This window comes from Cohaesibacter marisflavi (assembly GCF_900115225.1).
In the GTDB taxonomy this organism is placed as follows: domain Bacteria; phylum Pseudomonadota; class Alphaproteobacteria; order Rhizobiales; family Cohaesibacteraceae; genus Cohaesibacter; species Cohaesibacter marisflavi.
This window is the reverse complement of the sequence record NZ_FOVR01000019.1, coordinates 1-17,106: the sequence shown is the minus strand read 5'-3', so window position 1 is coordinate 17,106 and position 17,106 is coordinate 1. Positions and strand designations below refer to the sequence as shown.

General features: G+C 51.1%; 15 protein-coding genes and 1 pseudogene. 12 read left to right on the top strand and 4 right to left on the bottom strand.

The annotated features are described in order from the left end of the window. Nucleotides 1–55: 55 nt before the first annotated feature. The 5 genes from BM258_RS22280 to BM258_RS22260 all read left to right on the top strand — a co-directional run bounded on the left by BM258_RS22280 (nt 56) and on the right by BM258_RS22260 (nt 5,413). Nucleotides 56–1,111, top strand: coding sequence for a TRAP transporter substrate-binding protein (locus tag BM258_RS22280; RefSeq protein ID WP_090075455.1), 1,056 nt, complete (start codon nt 56–58; stop codon nt 1,109–1,111). 2 nt (nt 1,112–1,113) lie between these two features. After that, nucleotides 1,114–1,719: a TRAP transporter small permease subunit gene (locus BM258_RS22275; RefSeq protein ID WP_090075454.1), complete on the top strand. Its 606-nt coding sequence runs from the start codon at nt 1,114–1,116 to the stop codon at nt 1,717–1,719. Between the two features lie 4 nt (nt 1,720–1,723). Beyond that, on the top strand, nt 1,724–3,028 hold the full coding sequence (locus tag BM258_RS22270) for a TRAP transporter large permease (RefSeq protein WP_090075453.1): 1,305 nt from the start codon (nt 1,724–1,726) through the stop codon (nt 3,026–3,028). Nucleotides 3,029–3,056: 28 nt separating this feature from the next. Further along, nucleotides 3,057–4,265 (top strand): aspartate transaminase, encoded by a 1,209-nt coding sequence (locus BM258_RS22265; protein ID WP_090075452.1) that lies wholly within the window; start codon nt 3,057–3,059, stop codon nt 4,263–4,265. A 200-nt stretch (nt 4,266–4,465) separates the two neighbouring features. Continuing rightward, nucleotides 4,466–5,413: a 2-hydroxyacid dehydrogenase gene (locus BM258_RS22260; RefSeq protein WP_090075451.1), complete on the top strand. Its 948-nt coding sequence runs from the start codon at nt 4,466–4,468 to the stop codon at nt 5,411–5,413. Nucleotides 5,414–5,570: 157 nt separating this feature from the next. Here the strand turns inward: BM258_RS22260 and fsa are convergent, their stop codons facing one another. Next, complete coding sequence (gene fsa, locus BM258_RS22255; protein WP_090075450.1) at nt 5,571–6,224, bottom strand: fructose-6-phosphate aldolase; 654 nt, start codon at nt 6,222–6,224, stop codon at nt 5,571–5,573. A gap of 298 nt (nt 6,225–6,522) precedes the next feature. Then, on the bottom strand, nt 6,523–7,938 hold the full coding sequence (locus BM258_RS22250; RefSeq protein WP_090075480.1) for a Glu/Leu/Phe/Val family dehydrogenase: 1,416 nt from the start codon (nt 7,936–7,938) through the stop codon (nt 6,523–6,525). Nucleotides 7,939–8,161: 223 nt separating this feature from the next. Between BM258_RS22250 and BM258_RS22245 the strand changes: the two are divergent. Then, a pseudogene (locus BM258_RS22245) lies at nt 8,162–8,539 on the top strand (IS6 family transposase); the annotation flags it as partial. A gap of 171 nt (nt 8,540–8,710) precedes the next feature. Here the strand turns inward: BM258_RS22245 and BM258_RS22235 are convergent. After that, nucleotides 8,711–9,340, bottom strand: a complete 630-nt coding sequence (locus tag BM258_RS22235) for a TetR/AcrR family transcriptional regulator (protein ID WP_090075449.1) — start codon at nt 9,338–9,340, stop codon at nt 8,711–8,713. Between the two features lie 206 nt (nt 9,341–9,546). Here BM258_RS22235 and BM258_RS22230 point away from each other — a divergent pair, with 206 nt between their 5' ends. The 4 genes from BM258_RS22230 (at nt 9,547) to BM258_RS22215 (ending at nt 14,107) form a co-directional block, all read left to right on the top strand. Continuing rightward, the gene (locus tag BM258_RS22230; protein WP_139229350.1) at nt 9,547–9,954 is read left to right on the top strand and encodes a hypothetical protein; all 408 of its coding nucleotides are present in this window, start codon (nt 9,547–9,549) and stop codon (nt 9,952–9,954) included. 107 nt (nt 9,955–10,061) lie between these two features. Beyond that, complete coding sequence (locus BM258_RS22225) at nt 10,062–11,750, top strand: tannase/feruloyl esterase family alpha/beta hydrolase (RefSeq protein ID WP_210186852.1); 1,689 nt, start codon at nt 10,062–10,064, stop codon at nt 11,748–11,750. A 178-nt stretch (nt 11,751–11,928) separates the two neighbouring features. After that, the gene (locus BM258_RS22220; protein ID WP_210186851.1) at nt 11,929–13,296 is read left to right on the top strand and encodes a prolyl oligopeptidase family serine peptidase; all 1,368 of its coding nucleotides are present in this window, start codon (nt 11,929–11,931) and stop codon (nt 13,294–13,296) included. Between the two features lie 49 nt (nt 13,297–13,345). After that, nucleotides 13,346–14,107, top strand: a complete 762-nt coding sequence (locus BM258_RS22215; protein ID WP_175528214.1) for a tetratricopeptide repeat protein — start codon at nt 13,346–13,348, stop codon at nt 14,105–14,107. A 48-nt stretch (nt 14,108–14,155) separates the two neighbouring features. On the opposite strand, the gene BM258_RS25135 is transcribed toward BM258_RS22215, so the two are convergent. Next, a complete protein-coding gene (locus tag BM258_RS25135) occupies nt 14,156–14,740 on the bottom strand; it encodes a LysR substrate-binding domain-containing protein (RefSeq protein ID WP_090075444.1) in 585 nt (194 codons plus the stop codon). A 91-nt stretch (nt 14,741–14,831) separates the two neighbouring features. Between BM258_RS25135 and BM258_RS22205 the strand changes: the two genes are divergently transcribed. Next, a complete protein-coding gene (locus tag BM258_RS22205) occupies nt 14,832–16,220 on the top strand; it encodes a transposase (protein ID WP_090075443.1) in 1,389 nt (462 codons plus the stop codon). Nucleotides 16,221–16,587: 367 nt separating this feature from the next. Further along, on the top strand, nt 16,588–16,890 hold the full coding sequence (locus BM258_RS25040) for a DUF4236 domain-containing protein (protein WP_090075442.1): 303 nt from the start codon (nt 16,588–16,590) through the stop codon (nt 16,888–16,890). The last annotated feature ends 216 nt before the right edge of the window (nt 16,891–17,106 follow it).

The following is a 17,106-nucleotide window of genomic DNA, read 5'->3' as shown; positions in this document are numbered from 1 at the left end:
CGTCGGGATAATCGTGTCCCGGGGTCTTGGAGGAAAGCAAGCTGGAGGAGCTACAATGACGGGAAACAAAACCGCAACCAATCACCATAAATTCGAGGGAAAAAATATGCTTAAGGCCTTTAGAAATATTGCGTACGGTGCAGTCGCTATGCTGGCTGTTACCGCGTTTAATCCGGTTTCGGCATCGTATGCCGCGACGTTTGACTTGTCGGAAGTGATGCCAGAATCTAATTTTGGTACGCAAAATATCAAAAAGTTTGCTGAAGAAGTGAAAAAGGCAACAGATGGTCGCGTAGACATTCAGGTTCACGCCGGTGGTGCACTAGGTTTTAAGGGGCCAGAACATCTGCGTGCAGTGCGTGACGGATTAGTCCCAATGGCCGACATTCTTGGTAGCCAGCAGATCGGGGATCAGCCCTTGTTTGGCTTGGAGAATGTTCCGTTTCTGGTATCTTCTATGGACGACCTTCGTGTGCTGCATAAGTTCTGGCGCCCCGAGATCGAAAAGGTCGCCAGCAATTACAATCAGAAATTCCTTTTCTATGTACCGTCTCCAAAACAGTATATGTATCTGAAAATTGATGCTGTTTCGGTTGATCAACTGCAGGGTATCAAAATTCGCGGTGCTGACAAAACTACAGTGGATACCATGAAAGCAATTGGTATGGCTGGAGTGCAGATTCCGTGGGGAGAGCTGATTCCTGCCCTTGCTTCTGGTCGCGTCGATGGTGTTGCTACTTCCGCAACTTCAGGTGTAGATGGCAAATTCTGGGAGTTCCTCAAATACATCTACCCAACCAACCATACTTGGGGCAGCAACATCGTTTCTATCAATCTGGATGCATGGAATAAGATTAGCCCTGAAGACCAAAAAACAGTTCAGGATATTGCGACTAGTCTTGAACCGGATTTTTGGAATGTGGCCCGTGACAAAGATATGCAGAGTGTAGTCACCATGCAGCAGCATGGCATGGATCTAGTCGAAATTTCTCCAGAAATGTTTGCCGAAATGCAGGCAAAAGCCAAAGCCCTGTTGGACGAATATCTCGAGCGGGTTCCTTCTGCAAAGCCGATTGTAGATGCCTATCTTGCTGAGCTCGGGAGAGACTAAGAATGTCAGCACCGGAAACTTGCTCTACTGAGACAAAGATTCCGGGAATATTCACCTTCTATGTGCGGGTCGTTCATTGGCTCGCCATAGTTGGTGGGGTTCTCGCCACACTATGTCTTGTTATTTTAACGTTCCTAGTTTTTACGGAAGTTTTGCTTGCTGCCTGGACAAAGTTTTTTCCGGCTATGCACGCGGATATTCCGGTTGCTTGGGAATATAGTGGGTATTTGATGGGCGCTGCCTTCATGTTGGGCTCGTCCCTTACCATGCGCGCAGGAGGACACGTGCGTGTTACGGCTCTCATCGGAACTCTGACGCCAAAGGCGCGGCACATCGTTGAATGTTTCACAACTACGATTGGCATGCTATTTTCCGCCTTTCTATCCTACGCACTTATAGCTGCAGCGTTTAAATCATTCCAAGACGGAAATGTGTCCTTTGCCAGCTACACACCGCTCTGGATTCCTCAGACTGCTATTGCGGTAGGCGCCCTTTTCCTGACGTTGGCACTCATCGAACGCCTAATCCGTTGCCTCTTTGGGTTGGAACTAGAAATCCATGGTCTCAAGGTGGTTTCGTCGCACGATCTTGATATCACGAAGGACTGATCACATGAGTGTAATCATAACAACATTGCTTCTTGCTCTACTGGTCGTGCTTGGCTCAGGGATTTGGGTGGGCCTTTCCCTGATGGGAACAGGGGTGACTGTAATCTCGCTGTTCCGCGATATCCCGATCGACAAACTGCTCCCCCAATATGTGTTCAACATTCTGACTACGAGTGAATTGGTTGCTCTGCCCCTGTTCGTCATCATGGGAGAATTCCTCTTTCGCACGAAGCTGTCACGCTCTCTCTTCAACGGTCTAGCGCCCTGGATGGGCTTGCTTCCCGGAAGATTATTGCATGTAAATATTGTAGGATGTTCAATTTTCGCCGCCATCTCGGGGTCTTCTGCAGCGACAACCCAAGTCGTCGGACGAATCTCCCTAACGGAACTACTACGCCGCGGATATTCTCGTGACATTGCCATCGGTAGTCTCGCTGGGGCTGGCACTCTGGGCTTCCTTATTCCTCCCAGCACTGTGATGATCATTTATGGTGTGTTGGCTGAAGAATCCGTTTTGAAGCTTTTCACCGCAGGTTTTCTGCCTGGCATGTTGCTTGCGCTGTTGTTCATGGCTGTGATCATGATCAGAACTACCATCAATAAGGATGCAATTCCAGAAGCTGAAAAACGCCTGCGTCATGTGTCCATGGCCGACCGTATCTACGCTCTGAAGGAATTGGCCCCGGCACTATTTCTCATTCTGGTTGTTTTGGGCTCTATGTATGGTGGCTTGGCTACCCCTTCCGAGGCTGCTGCTGTTGGTGTCTTCGGTGCCGTTTTTGTCGCAGCACTCCAGGGCGGTTTGAGTGTGAAAGCTGTCCGCGATGTTGCGCTCAGTTCCATGCAGACTTGCAGCATGATCGGCCTGATCATCGTTGGCGCGACCATCTTGGGCAATGTCACATCATTCTTGGGCATTCCAAACTTTATGGCTAGCTTCGTGTCGGAACTCCAGCTCTCTCCTTTCATGCTAATCTTTGTTCTGACATGCGTCTATCTGCTACTCGGGTGTTTTCTTGAGGGCTTCTCCATGATCGTAACCACGCTGCCGGTTGTTCTGCCTTTGGTAACAGCTGCAGGGTTTGATAAGGTCTGGTTTGGTGTTTTCCTCGTGATCGTAGTCGAGCTGGCTCAAATTACACCGCCTGTTGGATTCAATCTCTTCATTATTCAAGGGGTTACTGGCGATGGTATCGGCTATATCACCCGAGTTACCTTGCCATTCGTCGCCTTGATGCTGGCCTTTATCGCCTTTCTCGCCATCTTCCCTGAATTTGTCATATGGCTGCCCGCAGTCCTGTATGGCTGATTGAAACGCCAAGTAATCGGAGGACATCATGTCTGAACTCAAGCTCGCTGCGCGCATCCAGCGCATTAAACCCTCCCCCAGCACGGCCGCAGCAGATCGTGCCCGTCAGCTGCGTGAAGAGGGGCGCGATATCGTCAACCTGACTGTTGGAGAGCCGGATTTCGACACCCCACAGTCGATCAAGGAAGCCGCTTGTGCTGCCATCATGGCAGGGGAAACAAAATATACCGCAGTTCCCGGCACTGTGCCGCTGCGCAAAGCTATTGCAGCCCGTATGAAGCTGTTCACGGGGGTGGACTATGGACTGGACCAGATCACTGTCAGCAATGGGGGCAAACAGGTAATCTTCAACACGTTGATGGCGACTGTTGGCAAGGGTGATGATGTGCTTATTCCGGCACCATTCTGGGTTTCCTATCCGGATATGGTACTGGCTTGCGGTGGTAATCCGATTATCATTCCGTGCGTTGAGGAGGATGGTTTCAAGCTGACGGCTGAAGCTCTTGAAGCCGCGATTACGCCCAACACACGCTGGCTCATTCTGAATTCACCGAGCAATCCGACCGGTGCGGTTTACACGGCAGAAGACCTTAAGACGGTAACCGACGTCCTGATGCGTCATCCGCAGGTATGGCTTCTGACCGATGATATCTATGACGAGATCGTCTTCACTGATGCCAGAATTGCTAGCCCGGTTTCTGTTGAGCCTGGCCTTATCGATCGCACCTTCCTGATCAATGGCGTGTCCAAGACCTATGCCATGACTGGCTGGCGTATCGGTTACGGTGTTGGTCCTGCCCCACTTGTAAAGGCCATCAACACGTTGCAGTCGCAGATGGCTTCCTGTGCGTCATCCGTAAGTCAGGCAGCAGCAGTGGCCGCACTGACCGGTGATCAGAAGGAAGTGGGCGAGTGGCTGAAGGTTTATCGGAAACGTTGCGAACTGGCTGTTGAGCTTCTCAATACCGCCCCCGGCCTTAGCTGCCGCAGCTCTGATGGGGCATTCTACGTTTATCCAAATTGTGCCGGAGTTATCGGGAAGAAAACGCCTGATGGTCAGGTAATCAAGGACGATGGAGATTTCGTGCTTTACCTGCTGGAAAGCGAAGGCGTCGCTGTTATCGCAGGCACAGCATACGGCTTGTCACCTTACTTCCGGATCTCTGTTGCCACCAGCGAAGACGTGATCCGTGACGGGTGTGAGAGAATTATCAAGGCATGTAGCGCGCTGTCCTAGGAGATAGCTAACTTGCAAATGGAGCCAGTTTAGCAGCCCTATTCTAGTCGCTGGCTCCATTTTTTCTCGCAGGACATTTCATATCTCAGGCAACCCTTCCTTTGACCATGAGGTGTAACGGTAGGTTAGGTCAAGGAACTGCTGTTTAGGCTGTGACCTTTAAAGTGAAGGGAAAATCCTGGGCTCAGGAGGAACAAAACATGGAAAAACCGCATATTTTGCAAATTGGTCCCTATCCGGACTGGGACATGGAGCGACTGGAACAGCGATTCGTCATGCATCGCTATTTCGAAGCGGAAGACAAAGCCGCATTTCTGTCCGAATGTGCGCCGCAAATCAGAGGCATTGCAACACGTGGCGAGCTCGGGGCCGATATGAGCTTGATTGAGGCTTTGCCTAATCTCGAGATCATCTCGGTTTATGGTGTGGGCTATGATGCCGTTGATCTGAAGGCAGCCGAAGCTGCCGGTGTTCGCGTCACCAATACCCCAGATGTGCTGACAAAAGATGTGGCCGATCTTGGAATGGCGATGATGCTGGCGGCTTCACGAGGTGTTATCGGAGCTGAAGAGTGGGTGCGCACTGGCAGCTGGAAGAACAAGGGGCTCTATCCATTAAAGAGCAGGGTCTTTGGAAAGAACGTTGGTGTTCTGGGGTTGGGGCGCATCGGCTATGAAGTTGCGCGTCGCTGTGCCGCCTTCGACATGGAAATCCATTATAGCGACCTTGAAGAGCGTGATTTTGCCAAAGACTGGATCTTTGTGGCTAACCCGGTTGAGTTGGCCAAGAAAGTCGACTTTCTCTTCGTGACCCTTACGGGTGGTCCTGCAACCAAGGGCATTGTGGGCAAGGAAGTCATCGAAGCCCTTGGACCGGAAGGCATGTTGATCAACATTTCCCGTGCATCGAATATTGATGAAGTGGCTCTACTGGATGCTCTGGAGAGCAAAGCTCTTGGCTTTGCTTGTCTGGACGTGTTTGACAGTGAGCCTGACGTCGATCCGCGGTTTTTTGCGCTGGATAATGTCTTGCTGCAACCGCATCACGCCAGCGGCACAATTGAAACCCGCAAAGCGATGGGTAAGCTTGTTTATGACAACCTTGCCGCCCAGTTTGACAAGAAACCTCTGCCAACTCCGGTTCTTTGAGGTTGTTGCTGAAAACACTTCCCTGAGTTAAAGTCAACAAAGCCCCGGCCTAATATGGTCCGGGGCTTTCTCTTTCTGGAAGCTCTTCGTCTTCAGGATGGGGGCGTGGCTCGAACTGTTTTGCTGACAAGAGAAGCCGAAGTTGACGCTGCTCTCTTCAGAGAATGGATTGACCTGTCGCTTCCCAATCTTTTGCAAATTGGTCGAGGCCTTTGTTTGTCAGCGTATGGTTTGCAAGACTCTTGATGACCGCTGGGGGAATGGTTGCCACATCCGCCCCTTCCTTAGCTGCTTCTTTTACGTGGTTTGCAGTCCGAATGGACGCGGCAAGAATTTCTGTCTTGAAGTCGTAACTGTCATAGATAGCGCGGATCTCGCGGATAAGATCCATGCCATCCAGATTGAGATCATCCAGACGACCGATGAATGGCGAAATGTAAGTTGCACCGGCCTTGGCGGCCAGAAGGGCCTGATTGGCTGCAAAGCACAAGGTGACATTGGTCTTGATACCCTTATCGCTAAGTTTTCGGCAAGCTTTTAGACCATCAAGCGTCAGGGGCAGTTTGATGACTACGTTTGGAGCGATTCGGCTCAAGCAACCTGCTTCCGCCATCATGGTATCAAAATCCATGGAAGCGACCTCTGCTGAAACCGGGCCAGAAACAGTATTGCAAATTTCTGCAATAACTTCTTTAAAGTCGCGTCCTGATTTGGCTATCAGGCTGGGATTAGTGGTAACACCATCTACCAGACCATAATCATTCAGCTCAACGATGTCGCTAACAATAGCGGTATCCACGAAAAATTTCATGAGTTCTCTTTCTTGAGCGTGTCCGTTCTACTTGATCAAGAAAAGACACGCACGCAGACTATTTTGATGTTATGGGAATGGTGTGGATGGTAAGCTTCTTCTGAAGAGCATATTCAGGCATCTACGGCGATTTGGTCGACATCCTCGTTCTACATAAAGCCGGTTTTCTCATCCCCGTCAATGGCCGGATTGCTAGCCTCTGTAGCGCTAATCTAAGCGCGCTCAGATTCCCGGTGGGTCACACATTTAACCCGAGGCTAAAGGGTTCCTTCCGTCTCGGGTTATATTCAAAGTTTGCTCAGATGCCGCTGGACTTGTAGGCATTGGCAACAGTTTCAATCGCTAGCACGTATGCAGCAGTACGCAGATCATCAACGCCGTTGCGCTCCCGATAAACGGACAGCATGTGGCCGAAGGCCTTTCGCATCATTTCCTCGAGGCCCGAGCGCACAAGGTCAATTTCTTCACTTCCGCGAACAAAAGCTTTCCATTGTTCTTCCGGAATCTTGACGCCTGTCATGGATTCGAGCATTTCGGCGATCTGGCGGTTTTGGGATTCCTGACGCTGATGATCGAGAAGCCCCAGACGCATATGGCCCAGATTCTTAATCCACTCGAAATAGCTGACTGTGACGCCGCCGGAGTTGACATAGATGTCTGGCAGAATAACGACGCCGCGCTCTTTGAGGATCTTGTCTGCATCATAGGTGGTCGGGCCATTGGCGGCTTCCACGATGACTGGAGCCTTGATGCGGGGGGCACTCTCCGAAGTGATGACATTCTCCATAGCTGCTGGCAGAAGGATGTCGCATTCCTTTTCCAACAAGCTCTGACCGTGCTCGATGAAGTCGGCATCAGGGAAACCGCGCACTCCTCCGGTGCGGTTCATGTGGGCACGGACTTCATCGACAGGAAGCCCTTGTTCACGATAGATTGCTCCGTCCCGCTCAATGATACCCTGAATGAGACAACCGTCTTCTTCTGAAAGGAACTTTGCTGCATGGTAGCCCACATTACCCAATCCCTGAATAATGATGCGTTTGCCTTTCAATTCGGGCGTCAGGCCTGATTTATTCAGATTTGGCCAAGAGCGGAAGAACTCTTGAACGGCGTATTGGGTGCCGCGCCCGGTTGCCTCAATGCGTCCTTCAATGCCACCAGAGCTTAGGGGTTTACCAGTCACGCATGCCGCTGCGTTGATGTCCAACCGATTGAGCCGTTGGTACTCATCTGCAATCCATGCCATTTCCACTTCGCTAGTACCCATATCGGGGGCGGGAACATTCTGGCTAGGGCCGATCAGATTTCGTTTGGCTAATTCCTGTGTGAAGCGTCGAGTGATGCGCTCCAGTTCGTGCGGTTCCCAGTCGTTGCGATTGATCTGCAAAGCGCCTTTGGAGCCGCTAAATGGAATACCGATCAGGGCGCACTTGTAGGTCATCAGAGCAGCTAGACCTTCAACCTCATCTTGATCAACGTTCATTGCATATCGAATGCCGCCTTTGGCCGGATGCTGATGCTCGCTGTGAACGGAACGCCAGCCCGTAAAGCTGTATACACGCCCACGGAGTCTGACACCGAAGCGGATTGTTACGGTCAGGTTGCAGGACTTGATGCGCTCTTTGATGCCATCTTCCAAGTGGCACAAAGAGGATGAATGATCGAATAGCTTGTCGACACTGTGTAGTATCGAGTTCTCAGAAATATTGGGCATGGTTTTTCCTCCCGAGCTCCGGGATTGGAGATTATAATGCTTGTCGATCGGCTCTACCGCATGCGGATATTGGTTAATGGCAATTGGAAAAGCTGATACAAGCAAAGCATAATACTGGCGGGAAATGGGCTCCAAGACTGTTTGGTTATGGTGCCAACCGGTTTTATGATGTGAAGGGCATTGCCAAGTTGTTTGATGCTTTTGTTTTGTGTAGACCGGCAGCATGAAAATACCAAGCAGTTTTGCCCGCCTGAAAGGGTTTCGTTTTCCTCGTGAGGTTATCGCCTATGCGGTGTGGGCCTATCATCGGTTTGCATTGAGCACGGCCGATGTGGAAGACCTGCTTGCTGAGCGCGGGGTTATCGTTTCGCGTGAAACGGTCCGGCTCTGGGTCAATCGGTTTGGTGTTCATTTTGCCAGTTGCATTCGCAGAGACCGGCCCAAGCCGAAAGACAAGTGGCACATGGATGAGGTCGTCATTACGATTGGGGCTAAGAAATTCTGGCTCTGGCGTGCAATTGATGCGGATGGCGAAGTTCTCGATATTCTGGTTCAGCCGCGCCGCAATAAGCAGGCGGCCAGGCGCTTCTTCTCCCGACTGGCGATCAGAAAAAGCTGACATCAATGTTGAATGGATATCTCGGGGAGGGTGGCAATATTACTTTCCTGACTTTTGATGGGATCGACCATATGGGGTCTGCGCGCAAGTTTTTCTATATAGAAGCCGCTCGCGATTGGCTGCTTCGGCAGACAAGGAACTAAAAGATTCAAATTATTTGGCTTGCAATCCCTTCAGGATGATTGCAAGCCGGCCTCTGATCATCTGGCTTTGCCATTCTCTGTCAACTGGATCCTTTAAACGGCGCCGTGGTAGCATGGCTCCAAAGACCACATCCATCATCAGGCCTGCACAATCCACTGTATCGCTGATGTGTAAGGTTCCATCTCGCTTTTGGTCCTCGAGCCATTCTATCAGCTCTTCGCGAGAGCGGATAATGCCCGTGTCGTAGATGAGATCTGAGAGTTCGGGATACTGCAGGCTTTCTCTAGCAACAAAATTGAGCATCGCATCGCGCTCCGCCGCAGCTTGATCATCGAGATCCAGACGAAATATCCGACAGAGTGCATCCAATGGGGCCAGCTGTTCGTCAGCAGGCCGTGGCAGATCGAGAATAGCTTGCCTGCGCGCGCGAACGACTTCGCCAAAGATTTCGGTCTTTGTGCTAAACTGCCGATAAAGATCGCGTTTCGAAATTTTGGCTTCTGAAGCGATCATGGCAGTTGTTGTTTTCCCAAAGCCGTGATGGACGAAGCAGCCATGGGCTGCGTCGATTATTCGATTTCGCAAAACAGATGTATCGATTGTCTTAGGACGGCCCCTGTTTCCCGATGATTTTACCATGATCTCTCAACATTGTTGCTACGCACATAATTTGGCCTTATTAATGGTACGAAATTAGTACCATTAATTCCCGGCGCGTAAAAGTTCAAAGTCAACGCGCATGTATGGGCGACTATTCCTATTTGTGACAAGACAAAGGAAACTGTTCTGTGTCAATGAAAAGAAACAATAAAATAACCCTGTGTCTTTCCGGAGCCTGCTTTGCTTTGGCAACATTTGCTGCCCAGGCGATGACACAGGATGAGGCTATCAGCGCTGCGACCGAAAAGCTCAAGTTAACCGATGTGTCTCTGGATTATCGCGATTCCTATGGGCAGAACATCCGTGCTGCCTTGCCTGATGGGACATGGGTAGAAGTCCACTTGGATCGCGATGGGCAGATTAATGAAATCGAAGGGCACCGGAAACGGGGTTTTTCAGAGCAATCTGTACGTATGTTGATCCCCGCAGAAATTTTGCAGAACCCCTCATATCCGTCGGAAGCCCATTTTCAGAAGCTTGACTTCAAGGATGGATACAAGGTGGAGATTGAAGGCTACGGCCCCAATAGCCGCGAGTTTAAAGCCGAATTCCGGCATGACGGCAAACTGCTAGAACTGAAAAAAGAGAAATAGTGGAGCCTACCGCCCTTATTGGTGCAAGGGGTGCCCTAAAGCAGAAAAAGCTCAACAAAAAGGAATAAATCAGCATGACCCTAAGGTTTTCACGAACGCCTTTGGTAATGGTAGTCTTGGTCCTGAGTATCTGCATAGGGCTGAGTATCACAGAGCGAAGCCAGGCAAAAAGTGCTCTTCCGGTCGTAAAACCTATCGTTGCCTGTGCCAATCTGGCAAATGAGGACATAACGGCAATTGGAGGTGAAGGCAGCAAAATTACCAAAGCTGTTGAAACCACCAGCGATGGTATTCCCGTCTGCTCTGTTGAGGGCATCCTAGCGCCTGCAATCGGTTTTAAGGCTTTGTTACCGCTGCAAACATGGACACAACGGTATTTGCAGGTCGGGTGTGGCGGCCTGTGCGGGACCATCTCCCTAAGGTCTGGCGCTTCTGCTGGCTGCTCACTGCTGACCAACGGAGAGTTTGTCATGGCCGCGACAGATATGGGGCATTCTGGCAACGACATCGATTGGGCGTCTGATCCGCAAAAGCAAGCCGACTTTGCCTATCGGGCTCAGCATGTCACCGCTCAGGCTGTGAAGGCTTTGATCTCCATATTCTACGGTCAACCACAGGCTTTTTCCTATTTCAACGGGTGCTCCGATGGTGGTCGAGAAGCTTTGATGGAGGCAGAACGCTTTCCTGGCGATTTTGATGGGGTAATTGCTGGTGCTCCTGCGATGCTTTTTACGGTTCAGAATACCCTGTATCACGGGTGGCAAGCGGTTTCGAACACTGATGCTGAAGGCAAGGTGATCTTAACTAGTAAGCGCCTGCCTCTCTTGCATTCTGCGGTCGTGGCAGCATGCGATGAAACAGACGGTCTCAAGGACGGTCTCATTGCCCAACCTGCCTTGTGTGCATTTGATGTTGCGTCCATCACATGTAAGCAGGGAGCGAAAGATACTGCCAGCTGCCTGACTGCGGATGAAGCCGCTGTTGTTCGGAAATTCTATGATGGCCCTCACGATCCCAATACCGGGGCGGCATTGACGGCAGGTCAGCCCCTTTACGGCTCCGAGTTGGAATGGCAAGGGGTTTATGTGGCAGATTCCGAAGATGATGATTTGATGAGCACTGGCGCGGCGCTACCTGTGTGGGGGAACCTGGCCTTTGAAGACACAAATCCCGATATTCAGCTTTCTGATTTGCGTTTTACAGAAGAACGATTGGAGGCCTTACGCGCCAAACATCCGCTTTTTGATGCGACTAACGCCGATCTCAATGGCTTTGAAAAGGCTGGTGGCAAATTGATTATGTGGCATGGTTTGACTGATCCCCATATTTCTCCTGCCAATACTCTGTCTTTGCATGAGGCCATGATTGCGACCATGGGAGCTGATGCTGTTCATGGGTTCGAGAGGCTTTATCTGTTGCCCGGCGTCGGGCATTGCTCGGGAGGTCAGGGGCCAAGCAACATTGATCTGCTTTCCGCAATGGTGGAATGGGTTGAGAGTGGTGTTGCCCCCGAAGCTGTTATGACCTATACGACTTCAGAAACGTCGTCTTTCGGCCAGCCTGATTTTGACGATGGTGGCACCAAATTCCATCGACCTGAAAAGCTGGACCTTGGCATTGCAAAGCTGCCAGACATGACCCGGCCGGTTTATCCTTATCCGTTTACAGCGCGTTACACGGGTGAAGGAAACTATACCGATGCGTCAAACTGGGAAAAGGGCAAGAAAGCTGTCGTTGTGAAACTTCGTAAGTGGCCAGGATCCGATCTGTTTGAGCCATACCGCTTCGCCCAATAGGTTTAAGCATGGGAGCCGTTTTGAGCTTAGCCTCAAGGCGGCATTCTATGAGGGCATTGCGTCGCGTATAAACAGCAATTTCAGAATTGATACAATAAGGGTACTGAATTAGTACCTTTAAATTGGTTAGGGACATGACCATATTGGTTGAAGTGTAGCCGAACTAGGAAAACAAACCATGACAACATCTCGACACCAACCCGTTCTAATGAACAGACGCTCCGTTATTCTTGGCCTGACGATGGCTGGAGCGTTGGCGACAGTTTCGGCTCCTTCCTTTGCCAATGCCATTTCGATTGAAAGTGCCGAAGCGATTACGAAGGTATATGGCGACGGCCTCCGGTTTGTTGCGGTTGCTGTAACTTATTCCGCACCTATTCCAGCGTCGGTATTATCCGCCGAACAGTTTAGCGTTGCTGGGCGAACAGTAACGGAAGTCTATCCTTCAGCATCACCCGATCCGGACGATCGATCAGAGACTGGGCGTGTTGTAATTGTTGCCCTGTCTGCGGATGACGTCGACGCCAGCCTTGCGATAAAGGCGCCGAGGGAGGAAAAAGAGCCAGATGAGCAGCAAGGCAAGGGGCCAGGTGGGCCGGGCGGTCCGGGTAAGGCAGGAGAAGCCAGTATCTCCGATACGACCTGGGCCGAACCGCAAGGTCTCCTGTCGCAAAGAGAAATCCAGCTAGACGTCCAAAACACCATTGCGACCGCTTCAGTGCAGACCTCTTCGGTCGTCAATATGATTGTCGATGACTTTCTCCAACTTGAATGGCACGACCCTGAGACGGGTGATGTCCTTGCCTATAATCTCTATGTTCCCAAGGATTATGACCCCTCCAAGTCTTATCCTTTTGTCAACTTCATGCATGATGCAGGAGCAACAAGCAATGATGTGCTTACCACGTTAAAGCAGGGTCTTGGAGCAATTGTATGGGCGAGCCCCGAGGATCAGGCCGAACGCCCTTGCTTTGTGCTTGCACCTCAATATGCGGAGATCATTGCAGATGATGAATCCAATACCTCCAGCATGCTGGATACAACCATCAATCTGATCAAAGCGCTGACACAACAATATTCCATCGATAGCTCTCGTCTTTTTACCACCGGCCAATCTGGCGGAGGCATGATGTCGATTGCCATGAACATCAAATATCCGGATTTCTTTGCGGCCTCTTTCCTGGTTGCCTGCCAGTGGGACGCTTCTCTAGTTGCTCCCATGGCTGGCAATCGGCTTTTCATTCTGGTCAGTCAGGACGATAGCAAGGCCTTTCCCGGCCAGAACGCCATTACGGAAGCCTTGGAAGCGGAGGGAGCGCGCATTGCAAGAGCGGAATGGGATGGTAAGTGGACCGCCGAGCAATTCCGCTTCGCCTTTGATGCTCTGGATACGCAGGGAGCCCGCATCAACTATGTGACATTCGCCAAGGGCTCAGTGTTCAACGAGGGCGAAAGCACGGAAGGGGCAAGTGGTCATCGCAATACATGGCGTGTCGCCTATTCTATTGAGCCGATCCGTGCATGGCTTTTCGGCGATGCTACCTAAGGCAAGCGGCCTTTCTAACTGCCTTAATAATCATAATGAGAGTTGCATAATGATCCGCAGTCTTTTTCTTTCCCTTAGCCTTTTGCTTTCGCTTTTTAGCGTGGCAGAAGCGCAACTCATGCCACCGGCTAGTTCAATCATGGCTGAAGCCAAAGCCGCAACTGATGCAAAGGATCTGGCAAGGGCGGTCGAGCTATATAAGAAAGCTTATGCCAACAAAGAGCCTCATGCTGCTGAGCAATTGGCTCGCCTCTATCTCGATGGCGGTAAGGGGGTGGCCGTTGACTATGTGGCTGCCCGCGTATGGGCACAAAAGTCTGCAGACGCGGGCGAAACACGAGGATTGCTGTATCTTGGCAAGATCTGGATGGAGGGCCTTGGCGTCAGCAAAGATCTAGACAAGGCGCTGGGATATTTTCGTCAGGGGAACCAAGCTGGGGATATGAAGTCTGCTCGCTACATCGGACTGATTGCGCTTGAAAGACGTAAGGATGCCGAAGCCGCTAGCTGGTTCGAAAAGGGGGCTATGGCGGGCGATATAACCAGCCAGTATTATCTGGGGCGGGCCTATCAGGCCGGAGATGGAGTTGCCCAAGATTTCGCAGCCGCATTGAAGTGGTACACAACGGCAGCAAAGCGTGGAGATTTGATTGAATCCGATGGTATGGTCGGACTGGCTTCCCTTTATGAGCAGGGGCAAGGCGTGCCAACCGATTTGGAAAAAGCCAAAGGCCTCTATCAGAAAGCTGCAGACCTTGGCAACGCGAAGGCGCAGGAAGCGCTTAATAGGATTTCTAAAGTCCAAAACTGAGCCCTCCATCAAGGTGTTAGTCTGGTTGGTTTGCTCTGAATAGTGGGGCTAGTTAGTCGACCCTATTTGGCCGACCAAATGGGCAGCGATATTATCGACTACAGGTCTGCGTGTTGGACTGTTCGGTAGGTTTAGTACCATGGCGCGGCCTGTTTTCGCCTGCTTTAGTGAGGCTGGAACCAATTGTCCGGTTTTGAGCAAAGAGTCGATGAGACAGGCGTGTCCCATTAAGATACCGGCCCCTGCTTTCGCTTCCTCTACCGCAAGGCCATAGAGCGAATAACGGGCCCCTGCGTTTAAAGCGTCCATTTCTGCACCAGTCTGCTCGGCCCATAACCGCCAACCACTTGACCATCCCTGATCATGGAGTAATCGAGCTGAACCCTTCGCGAATCCTTCTGCCAATTTAGGTGCGCAGACGGGAAATATTATGTCATGGGCTAACACGATCTGATCTGAATTGTCATTCGGTTCCTCAAAGAAAATAGACAAATCGAACATCTCCCTTGACAGAGTAGGTGGTGTCTCCAGCGCGGTTACTGAAAAATTCAATTGGGGGAAGGCATTGCGCAGTCGCTCAAGGCGAGAAGGTAGCCAGAGTTGGGCAATTGCTGGCAGGGCCGCGATATGAATGTCACCATTGGGCTAATTTTGTTGAAAAACTAATGTTGCGATGCGGCGAGAATGCTGATTCAATCTTCCCATGGGATGAGGATTGAAAGCGATGATGGGGCACCGAGAGAAACAGCAAGCCGAGCTATTTTATGAGTTTTCACTTGAGGGGCATGTGCCTCAGGATCATCTTTTGCGGTCCATTGATCGCTTCGTTGATCTGACATCTGTCCGTGACCATCTCAAACCATTCTATAGCCACACAGGCCGCCCCTCGGTTGATCCGGAACTGATGATCAGGATGCTGCTGGTCGGCTATATAAATGGGATCCGCTCCGAGCGGCGCCTTTGCGAAGAGGTTCATCTCAACTTGGCTTATCGGTGGTTTTGTCGACTGGATCTGACCGATCCCGTGCCAGACCATTCGACTTTCTCTAAGAACCGACATGGTCGTTTCCGTGAAAGCAATCTGCTACGGATGGTATTCGAGGCAGTGGTTGCCCGTTGCATTGAAGAGGGTGTCGTTGGTGGAGAGCACTTTGCGAGCGATGCCAGTCTCATCGAAGCCGATGCCAACAAACAGAATTCTACTGCCAAGGAAGATTGGGATCCTGACAAGATCAATCCAGAGATCGCCTCCCGCGCGGTCAAAGACTATCTCTTTTCCCTGGATGACGAAGCTTTCGGTGCGGCGACAGATGTCGTTCCCAAATTCACTTCACACTCTGATCCATCAAGTCAATGGACAGCGGCCCGTCATGGACCAGCTTTCTTTGCCTATTCAAACAATTATCTTATCGATACGGATCACGCGATTATCGTTGATGTTCAAGCCAGCCGCTCAGTGCGAACTGGCGAGACCTATGCCACGCGGACCATGATTGAACGCGCACATGAGAGGTTTGGTCTTTGGCCGGAGCGCTTGATAGCTGATACTGCCTATGGGTCGGCAGAGATGCTGGCATGGCTGGTCTATGATTGGGGAATTGAACCGCATATTCCGGTGATCGACAAATCGAAACGCGATGATGGGACATTCTCGCGGGAAGACTTCGCTTATGAGCGAGAGACGGATTCCTATGTCTGTCCGGCAGGCAAGCAACTGCTCAGAAATCGCAGAAAGTTCCAGACCATTCGTGCGGATCAAAGTGACCTTGATTTTGTCAAATATGGAGCAGCAAAAGCAGACTGTGAAGCCTGTGCCCTCAGGCAACAATGCTGTCCAAAGGGAGCTCCGCGCAGGCTTCTGCGTTCAAAATATGAAGGAGCGCGCCAGATGGCCCGCGACATAGCCAAAACCGAAGATTATGCCATCTCATGCAAGCTGCGAAAGAAGGTCGAGATGCTGTTTGCCCATCTCAAGCGCATCTTGGGTCTCAGGCGGCTCAGGTTACGAGGTCCAAATGGAGCCAATGACGAATTCCTCATCGCAGCAACCGCCCAGAACCTCAGAAAACTTGCAAAGCTCTTCCCAGGCGGACCAAAGCCGCAAACGGCGTGAGGCAATCTCATTTGTCTATTCTTCGAATACCTGAAAACCGACTAGAAAAGGCGAGTTTTTCAACGATATTGGCTCGAACCAGCCTGATGCAGCGCATCATCATGTGAAAGCACTCTTCTAAGGCCTTTATTCGCAATGGCGGCCCTAACCGGACTCTCGCCGGCCGATCAGTGTCACAATGGTGCTTCCCCATACCTGCCGTTCGAATGAAGTGCAGCATTTTAAGCAAATTATGGTTGGGAAAGCGGGCTTTCGTAATGAGCCACTCTTAACGCTTCCGAGCCAAACCCAAGATTCCTAATAAAAGGGATAGCTAAAACAAAAAAACTCGCTTAAGTTGAGGCGGGTGGATCTCGGAATATATCTCATGGCACTTCGTTTTAGGCAAACCTTCACTCTTTTCCCGGGTGTTCGGATAAATATCAGCAAGGCAGGCATCAGCACAAGCATTGGTATTCCAGGAGCATCCGTAAACATCGGGCGACAGGGCATCCGCGCAACTGTCGGAGCGCCGGGAACGGGCATCTCTTACAGCAATCTCATCGTTCCTGCGAGGGTGGGTTCTGCGCATTCCGGGCACATCCGCGCATGGATTCCAATTTTATCCGCGCACCGATTCCGATCGGATCCGCGCAGTGATTCCGGGGCATCCGCGCACCCCCTGATGTAATGCTGCGAGGCAATCAGCAGCAGGCTACCTTTCCGTTTTTATGGACTGGAAGGTTGCCCAATGAAGAGATTGCCAATGCGAAAAATTAGAGAAGCTCTCCGCCTGTCTTGTGAGGGTATGTCAACCCGTCAGGCCGCTGCTAGTCTGTCGATAGGTGGCACGACATTGCGGGAGTATCTGTATCGCGCGAAAGAGGCCGGACTGTCCTGGCCGTTG